This is a genomic window from Nostoc sp. UIC 10607 (genome assembly GCF_047228265.1).
Lineage (GTDB): Bacteria > Cyanobacteriota > Cyanobacteriia > Cyanobacteriales > Nostocaceae > Nostoc > Nostoc foliaceum_A.
The window spans coordinates 1-14,841 of sequence record NZ_JBIQNW010000046.1 but is presented as its reverse complement, the minus strand read 5'-3'; the positions used below and the strand labels follow the sequence as shown (position 1 = coordinate 14,841).

Annotated in this window: 7 protein-coding genes and 2 pseudogenes; 8 read left to right on the top strand and 1 reads right to left on the bottom strand. The window is 39.6% G+C overall.

Annotated elements, in window-relative coordinates; genetic code table 11:
• Positions 1-42 precede the first annotated feature (42 nt).
• Entirely contained in the window at positions 43-3,120 is a 3,078-nt protein-coding gene (locus tag ACEYW6_RS26815) for a nuclear transport factor 2 family protein (RefSeq protein WP_412982143.1), read from the bottom strand.
• A 1,555-nt stretch (positions 3,121-4,675) separates the two neighbouring features.
• Here ACEYW6_RS26815 and ACEYW6_RS26810 point away from each other — a divergent pair.
• From ACEYW6_RS26810 to ACEYW6_RS26775, 8 genes and pseudogenes are all read left to right on the top strand, one after another.
• Positions 4,676-5,068 (top strand): carboxymuconolactone decarboxylase family protein, encoded by a 393-nt coding sequence (locus ACEYW6_RS26810; RefSeq protein WP_190894511.1) that lies wholly within the window; start codon positions 4,676-4,678, stop codon positions 5,066-5,068.
• Positions 5,069-5,221: 153 nt separating this feature from the next.
• Positions 5,222-5,851: a DJ-1/PfpI family protein gene (locus tag ACEYW6_RS26805; RefSeq protein WP_412982161.1), complete on the top strand. Its 630-nt coding sequence runs from the start codon at positions 5,222-5,224 to the stop codon at positions 5,849-5,851.
• 29 nt (positions 5,852-5,880) lie between these two features.
• Positions 5,881-6,132, top strand: a pseudogene (locus ACEYW6_RS26800) (DUF1830 domain-containing protein); the annotation flags it as partial.
• 170 nt (positions 6,133-6,302) lie between these two features.
• Positions 6,303-8,420 carry a glycogen debranching protein GlgX gene (gene glgX, locus ACEYW6_RS26795; RefSeq protein ID WP_412982142.1) on the top strand — a complete coding sequence of 706 codons (2,118 nt, stop codon included), beginning with the start codon at positions 6,303-6,305 and terminating at the stop codon, positions 8,418-8,420.
• A gap of 39 nt (positions 8,421-8,459) precedes the next feature.
• Positions 8,460-10,631, top strand: a complete 2,172-nt coding sequence (locus ACEYW6_RS26790; RefSeq protein ID WP_412982141.1) for an STAS domain-containing protein — start codon at positions 8,460-8,462, stop codon at positions 10,629-10,631.
• A 364-nt stretch (positions 10,632-10,995) separates the two neighbouring features.
• The gene (locus ACEYW6_RS26785) at positions 10,996-12,657 is read left to right on the top strand and encodes an FAD-dependent oxidoreductase (RefSeq protein ID WP_190894506.1); all 1,662 of its coding nucleotides are present in this window, start codon (positions 10,996-10,998) and stop codon (positions 12,655-12,657) included.
• 20 nt (positions 12,658-12,677) lie between these two features.
• On the top strand, positions 12,678-14,072 hold the full coding sequence (locus ACEYW6_RS26780; RefSeq protein WP_412982140.1) for an ATP-binding protein: 1,395 nt from the start codon (positions 12,678-12,680) through the stop codon (positions 14,070-14,072).
• 248 nt (positions 14,073-14,320) lie between these two features.
• Positions 14,321-14,665, top strand: a pseudogene (locus ACEYW6_RS26775) (IS5 family transposase); the annotation flags it as partial.
• Between the last annotated feature and the right edge of the window lie 176 nt (positions 14,666-14,841).

The window sequence follows — 14,841 nt, the reverse complement described above, 5'->3', positions numbered from 1 at the left end:
CCGAAAAATCTTCGCCTGATAGTGGAAATCAATTTGATGTGACTATTTCAATCCAACACTGGAAGTATATTTATTTCCATTACCATTGGTTGGAGTTGGTTGTTCTTGGGGGCTAGTTTGATAAAATGGCAGAATATCTGCATAAACCCGCCATTCACTCACCTGGTTGCCTCTCAAGCGATAAATATCACAACAGGCGATCGTCAAATGTCTTTTATCCTGGATAGTGATGTATTTGGCATCCATTTCTACAACAACAATGCCTGGTTCTTGCCAGATTTTTCTGACTTCATGATTGATAAATTTGGCAGTATTTGTAAACAAAGAAGACAAGAAATTCACAACAGCTTGCTTTCCGTAAACTGGCTCAGATGAACCAACCTTATAAAAGATATCATCAGTCAGAAAATTCTTAGCTTGTTCCCAATTTTCCTTGAGTACGAACTCAGACAGTTGCACAACAGCTTGTAACTGTTCTGATAAATTTACTTCTTCCTGACCTATGGACCATTTCGGCCCATCTATTGACCATTTAGGAACAAATCCAGCTTCCACCCTGTTTTTACCTTCAGGATGTTCTGCAAAATGCTTCCTCATGATACCCGATCCAGCAAGTTTGTTGCCTTGGCTGATAGTAAATACCGAAGCTGTGGGAGGGACAAAAATTGTTGGGTTAAATACAGGATTTACATCCATAAAAATCCGCAGTTCCGAGAATTTATCGCCCTCTACGCGGAATATATCAGAGCAAGGTAGTGTGACTACAGAACCATCCTTGCGCCAGTAAATCACATCCATTTCCACAAATACCACATCTTCGATTTCCCGAATCATCTTGATATCGTGGTATACAGCAGAGATTTGGCTGAAGAAATTTTCCGCAGATTTCTTAATTGCAGCTTTATCCAAACACACTTCAAAGTTACCAAACTGATAAACTGGTGTGTCAGTAAAGAAAGTAATAAATCCTTCAGCATCAAAGGCTTCGCCTCTTGAGAACAAGCGTTTTACCAAGTCTGTTGTTGTACCTGGGAGTCTTTCTATATTAGCTTGGTTGAAATTGGCGATCGCAGTTTCTGCTTTCCCATTGGAAACAGGGATAGATATTCCATTCGACATATTATATTCCTCCTGTGCTTTATCAAAATGTTCTTTAGCCTTACGGGTGACTTGATTGAATTCAAGCTGTTCTCCATTGGGGCCTTTACAATAAAACAATGCCCAGCCTTCAAATTCACCAAATTCTGTTTCTGCTTCACCCTCTGCTAATAAATCTGGCTCATTCCAAAATTTATTAGAATTGTATTTCAGGGCAATATTTCTTCTTTCTTCTGCGGATTTTACTCGAAGTACACGATTAAAAACAACATTAGTTAGCCCTCGTTTTTGACACTCGTCTTCCAACATTTTGGCGAAAACATTCAAATCGATATCATCTTTCACATGGAAAGAGATATGCATTGCATTCACATTGCCAATGTGAGAAGGAATGCTGTTTTTAGAAGAAACTAAAGCATTTGGTGTCGCAGCATCTCGGAAATATATCAGTTCAATACAAGTGTTACCAAAAGAGATAAATTTAATATCCAATGCATCTTTTTCATCTCTGAGGTTGGGAATGTCAAAATTTTCCGGGTCAATTCTTTGAAAAATTGCATCTATCTCTTCTTTTTGAAAAAGAGTGTTTTGCATCCCATCACCCATCAAACCATTTTCTGAAAGAACTAATTTCCCTCCTAACACTTCTAAATAAAATTCGAGGGATTTTTCCATGTCTTGAACTGTAACCCCGACATGTTGCATTCCTTGCAGATAATGACCCAATCCAGACTTAACATTTTGCTTACCATTCATGAGAGAAACTATATTCTCCTGCAATTGATTGGTTGCTCCGATTTTTGTGATTAATTGTGCCACTTTAGAACTCCGCTGACCTGCTAAGGTCATCTGACCGTTGTAGACAAAAGTGTAAACACTCCGTTCTGCAAATGAATTGATTTGTCTAACATATTTGGCCTGTTCTTTGACTGCTATTGCATACTCTTTCGAGGCAAAGAATCTTTCCATTTCCAAAGGATTGGAGAATGCAATTTCAAAAGCCGCCTGATACTGTTGCTGTGGTGGTTCATTATGAACTACTCCTGCTGCATCAGGACGCGAATTATCTACTTCCTCAAATAAATGCAGTCTAAATTTGAGTACCAAATCATTCTTGACGATAGCTGAGGCAAAGCTATCTGTCATATATTTACGGAACTCCTCCACACTCACGTCATCAGATTTTTTCACCATGACGTGGAACTTTAGAATACCCAGTTCTCCGTTAGGGTCTCCTGTGGTAATGGTATCAACATAAGTTTTGGAATTACCAAAGCTAGTGTTATATCCAATTGCTTTGTGAAATAAGTTATATTCATCATCCATTAACACAGCCGCAGCCTGAAACCATTTCTGCTGGTCTGCTTCTGTCTCAAAGGTTAATTCGGCAATACCATCAAATTGATCTTCTGGCTGGGAGTTGTAGTCTATACCATTACTCACTGCCCACAAATCACCCTGATTATGAGATAAATGAAACTGCCAGTATTGATGTTGGCCTGGTAGTCTAGCGCAGACTGGACCATGAACATTTCTCCAATAGTCATTAAAAAGGTCTAGCTTTATTCCCTTTTTTTTCCATAAAAGAACGTAAAATACTAATTTGCCTTTTTGATCGCGGATTGCATAATCGGCCTTTCTGATTGCTGAGATCATTTGTCCAACTCTACTTTGTTCAATAATTTGATTAAGAGTACCAAAACAACCTGCAACCTTATTGAATCCTGCATAAACGCACATGAATAAAAAAAGTTCTTCAATTTCTGCGGAAGTTGCTCCTTGTTTGAGAGCCATATTCACATGTGCTGAAAAAGGATTTCCTGAACCTACATGGTCTTGATTGGCTACATCAACTGCAAGTGTGATTAAAGCCTTAGTCTTTTGGTTAATTAATGGTAAACCCCATGCTTCTCCTGCTACACGAGTAACAAAATCACCAAACTTGGGATTGATACCTTTTAAACTTTCTTGGAGTTCTTGATCATCCAGAACTGCATTTTCGTACACCTTTTCATATGTCATTTTAGGCTGCAACCATTAACTTCAGTAATTAGTTAGGGGCAAAAATCTCACGAAATTAAGTCAGTTATCCAGTTCTGAGATAGCAAACATTTCTTTGTCCATATCTAATTATGAATTACATTCATGTTAGCGATCGCTTAGTGATTATATACGTCTAAGTATTTATTTTTGCGAAATATACTTAGACTCAAAAGCCTGTTTGAAGAAAGTTTAGCCTCAAATCTTGTTCAAAAATCAGATAGAATTCCTATATCTTATTAAATTTATTTGTCAACACGAAGAAAGTGATAAACGCACATCTGCTAACCAGTTGTTAGTCTGAGTCTGTTCAAATGTTTCAGTACGAAATAATTGTTTACTTTTTTTTAAGATTTGAGTATAGAAGATCGATAAATTAAGGATCAATTTAAGAGTATCACTGGAGAAAGTTTTAACATCCTCCCACAGCTTCAAGGCGTGGGATTCCAAAAATCACTTCTTGGGCTTCCTTTTTGGCATTGTAGGGGCACACAGCTAGCTATGCGCCCCTACTGCAAATTGCAATAAACGATTTTTATCAAGAAGGCTCAGGGGGAAGGGGAAAAGATTTTAAGCTAGTAGAATTGTGGCCGCGTTGAGTTTATCCCTTTTCCCTTTTCCCTTCGGCTTTATACTTTAGATACGTTTGCCCTGCATAAATCATGCGGGTGGACTTGCTGACTTTGTTTTCTACAGTCATAAGTGCCTTAATTTGCTGAAAACAAGTACAGCTATAAGCCAGTGATTATATTTTACGGATAGTGCCTTAAGCAAGAGTATTTTTACAAAATTATCCCTGTAGGTAGTATAAAAGCTTAAGTTTAGTCTTAACTTAAAGATATTAGCTGGCTGATACTTTCTGAAATTGTTAAAAAGAAATAAAGAAACAAGTTTCCTTGATTCATCAGAATCCAGTACAAAGAAGAGTGCTTCTTAAGTACCTATAGGAATCCTATCTGATTTCTCAACAGGATTTGAGATGAAACCCTGATCAAACAGGCTTTTCAGTCTCAGTATTTTTTCAAAAATCAAATTGGAGTCCTATATTATGCTAATTATTAGCTTGTTGCGTCCTAAGGTTGTGTTGCTAATTAAGAGTATGAATCTAGTATCACACAAAGGCTAGACAATGCGTTCCAGAGAAATTAAGAGAGAATATTAGCTGAGACGCCTGCTATTAGTGCATTGTGAATAATGATGAAACAATTTAGGATAATTCGTACTGAACAACCAGAAAAATTATCAGTATAATTCCATTAGTTCAATCGATGGAAATCTAAATTAAGCTATTCATCAAAGTTTTTGGTATTACAGCAATCCTCAATTTTTTGTGAACACTTCTCTGTTTTCTTTTTTCTCTACGAGACGCTGCGGGAACATATAGTTTCGATACTTTACGGTTTATCCTGATTTTTTTTCGTTCACGATTTATCTGGGACTGCTGTATTACACAAGCATAGCACTGAGTGGATCTTTGCATTCTCAAAAAAATTTTGCAGTACAAGAACAAAATCTGTGTAATAGATGGAGAAAAACTATGAGTCCAACGAATCATACAGCATTGGAGCAAAATGGCAAGGCAACACTATATAAAAATGCTGTTTTAGATGATATAAAACTTCAAGATGCTTTAAATAGTATCAATCCGAAGTTTGGGGATTTTTGTACTCGTGTAGCAGGTGAAGCATGGGGTCTGCCGTTAATCGACCAAAAAACCAAGGCTTTAATCACAATTGCTATTGATGTTGTCAATCAAGATCAAGTCGGGACTGGTAGTCCTTTTGCAGCGCACGTCAAGATGGCTATGCAACAAGGTGCTACACGTGCAGAAATAGAAGAACTTTTTTTGTTCATGTGCGTTTACGCAGGATTTAATAAGGCCGCGGGCTGTTTTGGTACTCTAAACGATATTCTTAATTCCAATCAATAGCACACTGATGTAGTGCCAGACAATAACTTGAGCGCCAAATTACACTTCATTTCAGGTATTGAGTTTTTGATTAGTGAGTAGAAAGTGTACGTTAATTCTAACAGTACAACTTCTATGTTGTAAATATGTACAAATCAAATGAAAGGCAAAATCATGGTAACTACTGGTACTAAAAATCAGGGTAAAATAGGTGTACTCATTGAAGAACACTTTGATGAAATTGAGTTTCGAGCTTTTAATAGTTTTTTCCCATCTCATGGATACGAGATCGAATATATTTCTCATCTTTGGAATCAAGAACAATTGACTTTTAAGGGTGTTGACTTAACAGAAGAAGTCACTGTTACAGTAGAAGTAAACGATATTCAACCTACTGATTATCAAGGCATTATTCTCATTGGTGCATACGCTATGGATCGTCTGCGCTATGAAGAATATCCTCAACAAGGGCAATCCAATCAATCTCCCGCTGTCAAATTTCTCCGCAAAGCTGTAAAGGCTATGGATGCTGGAAAATTAAATATTGGAACTATTTGTCATAGTCTTTGGTTATTTTGTGCTGATCCAGAATTGTTGAAGAATCGGGAAGTAACTTGTGCCCATAACATCATTTGTGATGTCAAAAATGCTGGAGGCATAATTATTTTTGATGGCGATGGAACTACGAATATACATATTAATGGCAATCTGATTACAGCAAAACATCCGAATGTAGTTGTCGAATTCATGGAAGTTTTCTTAAAAGCAATTAATGAGCAGAGATTGCAGCTAGCTACCAAGTAAGCAACTAGGATGAAAAATTCGAGTCTGTCATGTGGGAAAGAAAAGCGCTGCTAATTTCTGACCAGTCTGGTTGGATTGTCTGCAATTACGTTAACGCTACTAGCCAGATTCAGGTACTTCGGATCGCAAATATTCCTAATTGGTACTTTGAGCGAGTTCTTTTCCCAAAACAACGTTTTCGTTTTGAAGCACCTGCCGATGCCGATCTGGAAATTCATACGGGCACTATAGCTAGTGCAATTCTCTCAGATAAGATTCAGTGCGATCGCTTACGCATTAGCTAGAACATCAATTAATTTCTCAAGCCGAAGCTTAGTTACTCCTATTGGTAAAAACTAGGTTTCTATGATTAATGAATTTATGTTTTAGAACATATGCTTGTTCCTCACAAACTGTTGCGGAATTGTTCAGTCAATTATCAATTAATTTTTCAGGTGAGAAGAAAGAGAAAATGATTGCAACAACATTTCAATATCAAGCAAAAACTACAACCAATTACCAACTAGAGTTGGGACGCACATATCCTTTGGGTGCAAAACCCGACAAATATGGAGTCAATTTCTCAATCTTTTCAGAACATGCCACATCTGTGGAACTTTTGTTATTTGAGACACCTGACGACGCAGAACCGATACAAATCATTGAGTTAGACCCAAAGCTGAATAAAACTTTCTTTTTGTGGCATATCTATATCAGAGGCTTAAAACCTGGTGCTGCTTATGCTTATCGCATTGATGGACCTAAGGATTTACACGGCAAAGGACATCGCTTCAACAAAAATAAAGTACTGATTGATCCTTACTCAAAAGGAAATAGTACTACGCTGTGGAAGCGCACTGATGCTTTAGGGTCTATAGATAACTTGACTACTTCAATGCGTAGTGTAGTCATAGATATATCAGATTATGACTGGGAAGGCGATCGCCCTTTGAACCGACCCATGAATGAAACCATCATTTATGAACTACACGTTCGCGGGTTTACTAAATCACCTTCCTCTGGCTGCAAGCATCCTGGTACTTTTTCTGGAGTGATCGAAAAAATTCCTTACCTACAAGAATTAGGAATTACAGCTGTTGAATTATTACCAGTATTTGACTTTGATGAAACAGAAGTTTTGCGAGAAGTCAATGGCAAACAACTCAAAGATTACTGGGGATATAACCCACACAGTTTTTTTGCTCCAGAAACTTCATATTGTGCTTCTCCCCATGAGAAAAACCCAATTACAGAGTTTCGGGATATGGTTAAAGCCTTGCATAAGGCAGGAATTGAGGTCATCCTAGATGTAGTCTTTAACCACACTAGTGAAGGAAACCATCAAGGCCCAACTATTAACTTTAAGGGATTTTTCAATAGCATATTCTATCACCTTGTACCATTCGATAAACAATACTACATGGATTACTCAGGGTGTGGGAACACGATTAACTGCAACCATCCCTTAATCCAGAAGTTAATTGTTGATTGTTTAGAGTTTTGGGTGCAAGAGATGCACGTTGATGGCTTCCGGTTTGACGAAGCCTCTATCTTATCCCGCGACCAAAGTGGAGTTCCAATGGTTCATCCGCCAGTAGTTTGGCAAATTGAAACATCCGAAGTCTTGGCGGAGACAAAAATTATTGCTGAAGCTTGGGATGCTGCTGGATTGTATCAGATTGGTTACTTTCCAGGCTATCGTTGGGCAGAATGGAACGGACGCTTCCGAGACGATGTTCGGCGCTTTATCAAAGGAGATCCAGGACTGGTAGGGGCAGTGGCTTGGCGCATGTCTGGAAGTGCTGACCTTTACCAATCAAGCGGACACCTACCAATTAATAGCGTCAACTTTATTACTTGCCACGATGGATTCACTCTCAATGATTTAGTTTCTTACAATCACAAGCACAATGAAGCTAATGGCGAAAACAATCGGGATGGAATTAGTGACAATTTAAGTTGGAATTGTGGTGCTGAAGGAGAGACTGACAACTTACATATTGATGCACTGCGGCGGCGACAAATTAAGAATTTTACAACTATTCTTTTGCTCTCCCAGGGTGTGCCGATGATTACATATGGTGATGAAGTCAGGCGTACTCAAAACGGCAATAACAATGCCTACTGCCAAGATAATGAAATCAGTTGGTTTGATTGGAATCTTGTAGACAAAAATATTGATATATACAGGTTCTACAAACTGTTAATTAGTTTTCGTAAATGCTATTGTCATGAATCCTTGCACCGCCGCCACTTCTTCAATGGTGAAGTTAATGAGCGGGGTTTGGCAGACATCTCTTGGCATGGCTTACATCTGCATAAACCGGCTTGGGGAGATTCTCATGCTAGAGTTCTCGCTTTTACATTAGCAGGCTTTAAAGGAGCAGCAGATATCCACGTCATGTTTAACATGTACTGGGATACTCTGAAATTTGAAATTCCTTCTCTTTCAGATAGAAAATGGTACAAAGTTATCGACACTGCTCAGCCTTCTCCTATGGATATTATGGAACCTGGGCAAGAGATTTTAATTCCAGAGAATTTCTCTTTAGTTCAAGGCCGTAGTAGTGTTGTTTTGATTTCCAAATAGTTTCCTGGTCAACGAAATTAAATTTTTGGAGATAATTCCATGAACCAAGTAAGTTTTCCATTTTCAGATTTAATTGCTGGGTATGTTACTAAATTTAATTCTCAAAAGGGAGCTTTTGGAAGTTTCAATCTGAAAACCACCGATGGCAGAAAATTTGAGGTAGCACTGTCCGCAAACACCTATGCAGAACTAGTGCGGAACTTGGGTGAGCCTTACTATGATTGCACTCTGCAAATGAGAGAAATGTTAGTTGCAGATCGCTACCTTTTTGTATATGGCACTTTTTATCCAGAGGATGGTGAACACAATTTTGAAGGTAAACATATTGTGTTCCTTGGCAAAACCGAAAGTGAGTATGCATTTGAAAAGCAAGACTGGTGGGTGAACCAAGTACGAAATCTCGCCAATTTTTACTTAAAAGTGCAGTTTGAAGATGGAGAAATTGACTATGGGAAATATCGCACTAATTTAGGCTTGGTTGGTACAAAAGAAATCAGTACTAGACAAGAAACTGACACGATTTCGCGTCTGGTTTATGGTTTTGCTACAGCCTTTTTGATGACTGGGGATGACCGTTACCTAGAAGCTGCTGAAAAAGGCACTGAATACTTGCGCGACCACTTGCGTTTTCTGGATGAAGGTGAAGGAATTTGCTATTGGTATCACGCAATTGATGTTCAACCAGATGGTAGAGAACAAAAAATATTTTCCTCAGAATTTGGGGATGATTATGATGCCATACCAGCTTATGAACAGATTTATGCACTAGCTGGCCCAACCCAGACTTATCGGGTGACAGGCGATCCCAGTATCTTGAATGACATTGAATTGACTTTAAATCTGTTCAATCGCTATTTTCTAGACAAAACAGACAAAGGAGGATTTTACTCACACATTGATCCGATTACTCTGAGTCCCCACAGTAGTACCTTGGGCCATAACCGGGCGAAAAAGAATTGGAATTCGGTAGGTGACCATGCCCCAGCATACTTAATCAATCTTTGGCTGGCGAGTGGTAAAAAAGAGTATGCTGATTTACTTGAGTATACTTTTGACACAATTGAAAAGCATTTTCCTGACTACGACTCTAGTTCATTTGTGCAAGAGCGTTTTCATGAAGATTGGAGTCATGATACAACATGGGGATGGCAACAGAACCGAGCAGTTGTAGGTCACAACCTCAAAATCTCTTGGAACCTGATGCGGATGCACCACCTCAAACCAAAAGAGAAGTATGTTGCCTTAGCTGAAAAAATTGCAGACATCATGCCTGCTGTTGGCAGTGACCAACAACGTGGAGGGTGGTATGATGTTGTAGAACGGATATTAGAACCAGGTCAAAAAACACACCGCTTTGTTTGGCACGATCGCAAAGCTTGGTGGCAGCAAGAACAAGCCATACTAGCCTACCTGATCCTGGCTGGTTCACTTAACAAATCTGAGTATCAAAAACTAGCGCGGGAATCAGCAGCTTTCTATAACGCTTGGTTCCTCGATTACGCAGATGGCGGTATCTACTTCAATGTTTTGGCTAATGGAATTCCCTATTTGCTAGGAACTGAAAGGGGCAAGGGTAGTCACTCCATGAGTGGTTACCACTCATTTGAACTGGCGTATTTAGCTTGTGTGTATACTAATTTATTGGTGACTAAGAAGCCAATGGATTTGTATTTCAAGCCAAAACCAGGAGCTTTTAAAGATAACATCCTCCGGGTTCAGCCAGATATCTTACCACCAGGCAGTGTCCAAATTGGCGAAGTTTGGATTAATGGCCAGCCTTATGCCGATTTTGATGCCGAAAACCTAACAGTCAAACTGCCATCAACTCAGGACGAAATCAAAATTAGAGTTCGACTGCTTCCCACGCAAGTATTTTTCAATGCAACTTTGTTAGAAGTCAGCGGAGGTACTGCCAAACTATCTTTAAGTGGTTTACTTGACGCTAATGCTATTGGACTACTTGAGGAAGAATTGCAAAGAGCAACAGCCCAATCTATCAAACGCCTAGTGTTGCAACTAGAGGATTTGAAATGTATAAGTGCGGCTGGTTTACGATATCTCATTTTCACCAAGCAAAAACTGGGTAGTAAGGTTGATATCTATTTAGTTGGCGCGAATGAGAATGTATTGGGTTTCTTGAGGAAAGGCGCATTCTGTGAAGGTGTCACTGTTGTAGAGCAGTATGAGGCTGTTGAATTAGCCACTGTCTAGGTAAGCACAAAACCTTTTTTAGCTTGCCACTAGTGGACTATCGCCAAAGTTTTGATAGGTTTGGTTTGTAGTAAGAATATGAAGATTGGAATTGAGAATATTTCAGAAATAAAGTTTTTACTACAAACGCATTTTTCCTTAACAATTAGTGCGATAGTTCACTAGCTGACACCTTTAATTTGCATATTGTATTCAAAGAAAATTTTTGTGGATTTGGTTTTAGAGCTTGTTTATCCTATGCAACTTAAAAGTTCATGAACTTAAACTCACATAAATAACTGTGAGGAAACTCAATAAACACGAACTATAAAACACAATTGTGTCGTTTGCTGGATGTTGCTAGAAGCAGCATTTTGAAGAAATTATGGCTAAACCTGTGATAGTGGCATTAGATGATGACTTGGAAGTTTTGCAAGCGATCGAGCTTGACTTACGTAAAGAGTATGGCAATCGCTTCCGGGTGGTACGATCCAACTCGCCTAAGACGGCTTTAGAGGTACTGCAAAAGTTAAAGTTGCGTAACGAATCAGCAGCGCTGTTTCTTGTAGATCAGCGAATGCCACAAATGAGCGGTGTGGAATTTCTAGAACAGGCAATTGAAATCTTTCCTTTGACCAAACGTGTCTTACTCACAGCATATGCAGACACTAATGCAGCTATCCATGCTATCAACAAGGCTAAGATTGATTATTACCTGTTGAAGCCTTGGAACCCCCCTCAAGAGCGTTTATATCCCATACTTAACGATTTGCTAGAGGTTTGGCAAGCTTCTTTCCGTCCACCTTTTGAAGGTGTGCGCGTTGTTGGTTCTCGTTGGTCGCCTAGATTGCATCAAATCAAAGATTTTTTAGCCCGCAATCATGTTCCTTATCAGTGGCTAAATATTGAGTCAGATGAGGGCGATCGCCTTGTTAGTTGCGCTATTAATTCTGATACTAGATGTCAGGCGTTAGTTATTTTCCCTGACGGTTCACATCTTGTAGAGCCGACAAATATGGAAATTGCCGAAAAAGTAGGGCTAAAAACACGCCCCAAGATGCCGTTTTATGACTTAACTATTGTGGGTGCTGGGCCTGCTGGTTTGGCAGCAGCTGTTTATGGGGCCTCTGAAGGACTTCGCACTGTGTTGATTGAACGAGAGGCACCAGGAGGACAAGCAGGTACTAGTTCTCGGATCGAAAATTATCTTGGTTTTCCGGGTGGTGTGCATGGGGGAGATTTAGCTAAACGTGCTGTCACACAAGCTCAAAAGTTTGGAACAGAAATTCTTTCACCGCAAGAAGTGACTAATGTTCGTGTGAATGGTCAATATCGATTGATCACGCTAGCAGATGGTTCCGAACTTAGCACCCACACCTTGATTATTGCAACAGGGGTATCTTATCGCAAGTTCAACATCCCTGGAAGTGAAAAACTCACAGGTGCTGGTATCTACTATGGCGCTGCTATGACCGAAGCACTGACTTGCAAAGGCGAAGATGTGTTTATTGTGGGTGCGGGTAACTCGGCTGGACAAGCAGCTGTTTATCTTTCTAAGTACGCAGGCTCCGTTAACCTGATAGTTCGGGGCGACTCACTGAAAAAAAGTATGTCTCAATATTTGATTGCTCAGATTGAAGAGATTGATAATATCAACGTCAAGCTATTGACTGAGGTGAAAGAATTTATCGGAGAAGATAAGTTGGAGGCGATAACCATTTTTAATTCAGTAACAGGTGAAATTGAAACTATTCCCACCAATGCTTTGTTTAGCTTTATTGGTGCCAAGCCGCGTACCGATTGGTTACAACATATTGTAGAGCGTGATGAACATGGCTTTATTCTTACCGGAACTCACACAATCCGCAATGGAATGTCACCGAAAGGATGGACAATAGAGCGCGATCCTTTCTTTTTGGAGACTAACGTGCCTGGTATTTTTGCCATCGGCGATGTGCGTTGTAACTCAGTTAAACGAGTCGCTTCCGCAGTGGGTGAGGGAGCGATTGCTGTTCAATTAATTCACCAATATTTAGCATCTGTGTAGCGATATTTCGGGTAATGACCATGTTTGAGACATTGCGTAAGATATCGGTTTTTGAACACTTGAATGAAAACGAACTCAAGTGTTTTCTCAATGGTACGGAATTATGGTTCGATTCAGGACATATGCTGTTTCACCAAGGAGATCCTGTAGAGTATTTCTATATAGTATTTGAAGGAGCAATCCAGCTTTCACGAGAGATTGTTAACCAAAAAATCCTATTAGCTACATACGGTAGTAGTTCATTCTTTGGTGAAGTTCCTCTACTTGCAGGTACACCTCACCTTGCAAGCGGTGAAGTAGTGCGTAGAAGTCATATGTATTGTCTGCACGAGAATGATTTTTGGCAAATGATTACTATTTGCCCAAATATTAGAAAAATTGTTCTCGGCCATATGGCTTCTCGAATGCAAGAGTTACAGTTGTTATCTCAGCAACACGAAAAGCTCGTTGCTTTAGGTACTTTGTCTGCTGGTCTTGCCCATGAACTAAATAATCCAGTATCCGCAGCACATAGAGCTGCAAGTCAATTGCAAGACACAGTTAAGTCATTGGATGATGTTACTTTCAAAATGATTGGGCAAAATCTCACAGAAAGTCAACTCAAACATCTCTTAAGCTTTAGGCAAGATGCTATTGAACACATTGCACACACTGATACACAAAATTCTTCCGACACACTGTTTCAGATTGATCAAGAAGATGAATTAACGCAATGGTTGGAGTTACATAATGTGACTGACGGGTGGAAACTTGTTCCTACCCTCGTTGCTGCGGGAGTCAACGATCAGAAGTTAGAAGCCATTAGTGAGCATTTAACAACTAAGACCTTTACTGATGTGCTAGTTTGGCTGGAAGCAACGCTGTCAATAATCGGGCAGTTGAAGGTACTGGAACAGGGTACTACTCGTGTCTCCGAAATAGTCAAGGCGATTAAAGACTACTCGTACATGGATCGGGCTTCACTATTGAAGATAGATGTACATGAGGGTCTGGAAAATACTTTGACAATTCTGCACTATAAATTGCGGAAGCACAATATTGTGGTGACACGCGAGTATGACAAAAATCTACCATCAATTCAAGCTCATGGCAGTGCATTGAATCAAGTGTGGACTAATCTGATTGATAATGCGATCGATGCCTTAGGTGAACAAGGCGACATTTTAGTACGTACTTGCAAAGACAAAGACTATATTGTTGTCGAGATTATAGATAACGGGCCAGGAATTCCCCTTGCAATTCAATCTCGAATTTTTGAGCCATTTTTTACAACCAAGGAGGTTGGTGCTGGTACTGGGTTAGGTTTGGAAATTTCATATCGAATTGTAGTGACTCAGCATTACGGAGAAATTCGCTGTTTTTCTGAACCTGGCCAGACACGCTTTCAGATTCGTTTGCCTATCATTCATTCGTAAAGTACTGACCGAATAATTACTAAGTAAGTCGGGGAGGAAATTTATAAGTATGTAACAAAAAATTCAGCAGAAGGATTAGAGTTAAATCTTACACGTTGCGTACTGTATTTTCCTTTTTCTCCTCTTGTTTGAATTCCATCGATGACAGCATAAACAAGGTCTAATTCATCCTCAAAAGTTTTCGAGGCTAGGGCGTGTTTTCAAACTCGTTATATCCTGAAAAAGGAGGCGCTCAGATTACTGTAATCATGAACCGAGGAGACTTAAGCAACGAACAGTGGGAGAGGTTAAAACTTTTACTACCACCACAAAAACCTCTCACAGGCAAGCCAAATAATGACCACCGCACAGTTGTGAATGGCATTCTCTGGATACTGAGAACTGGGGCACCGTAGCGGGATATGCCAGAAAGGTATGGAAAATGGGAGAGTGTAGCAACGCGGTTTTATCGTTGGCAAAAAGCTGGACTTTGGAATCAAATCTTAAAAAGTCTGCAAGCGATCGCAGACAAAGATGGAAACCTTGATTGGGAGGTTCATTATGTCGATGGAACAGTTGTACGCGCCCACCAGCACGCGGCTGGTGGAAAAAAGGAGGTGAAGAAGACGAGAAACTAGGTCGAACACGCAGGTGGTTTGTAATGAAGGGTGGTAAGTCGAAAAAGTTGTCACCTGGACAGATGAGCCGACCTTAGGCATCAAGTAAAAATAACTTGAACAATTAGGGAGAAATTTTGGGTTTGATAATATAGTTCCACTCACCATGAAAA

Excerpts from the sequence above, each read along its gene's own strand:
- ACEYW6_RS26815 (WP_412982143.1), bottom strand. The coding sequence starts at position 3,120 with ATGACATATGAAAAGGTGTACGAAAATGCAGTTCTGGATGATCAAGAA.
- ACEYW6_RS26810 (WP_190894511.1), top strand. The coding sequence starts at position 4,676 with ATGAGTCCAACGAATCATACAGCATTGGAGCAAAATGGCAAGGCAACA.
- ACEYW6_RS26805 (WP_412982161.1), top strand. The coding sequence starts at position 5,222 with ATGGTAACTACTGGTACTAAAAATCAGGGTAAAATAGGTGTACTCATT.
- glgX (WP_412982142.1), top strand. The coding sequence starts at position 6,303 with ATGATTGCAACAACATTTCAATATCAAGCAAAAACTACAACCAATTAC.
- ACEYW6_RS26790 (WP_412982141.1), top strand. The coding sequence starts at position 8,460 with ATGAACCAAGTAAGTTTTCCATTTTCAGATTTAATTGCTGGGTATGTT.
- ACEYW6_RS26785 (WP_190894506.1), top strand. The coding sequence starts at position 10,996 with ATGGCTAAACCTGTGATAGTGGCATTAGATGATGACTTGGAAGTTTTG.
- ACEYW6_RS26780 (WP_412982140.1), top strand. The coding sequence starts at position 12,678 with ATGTTTGAGACATTGCGTAAGATATCGGTTTTTGAACACTTGAATGAA.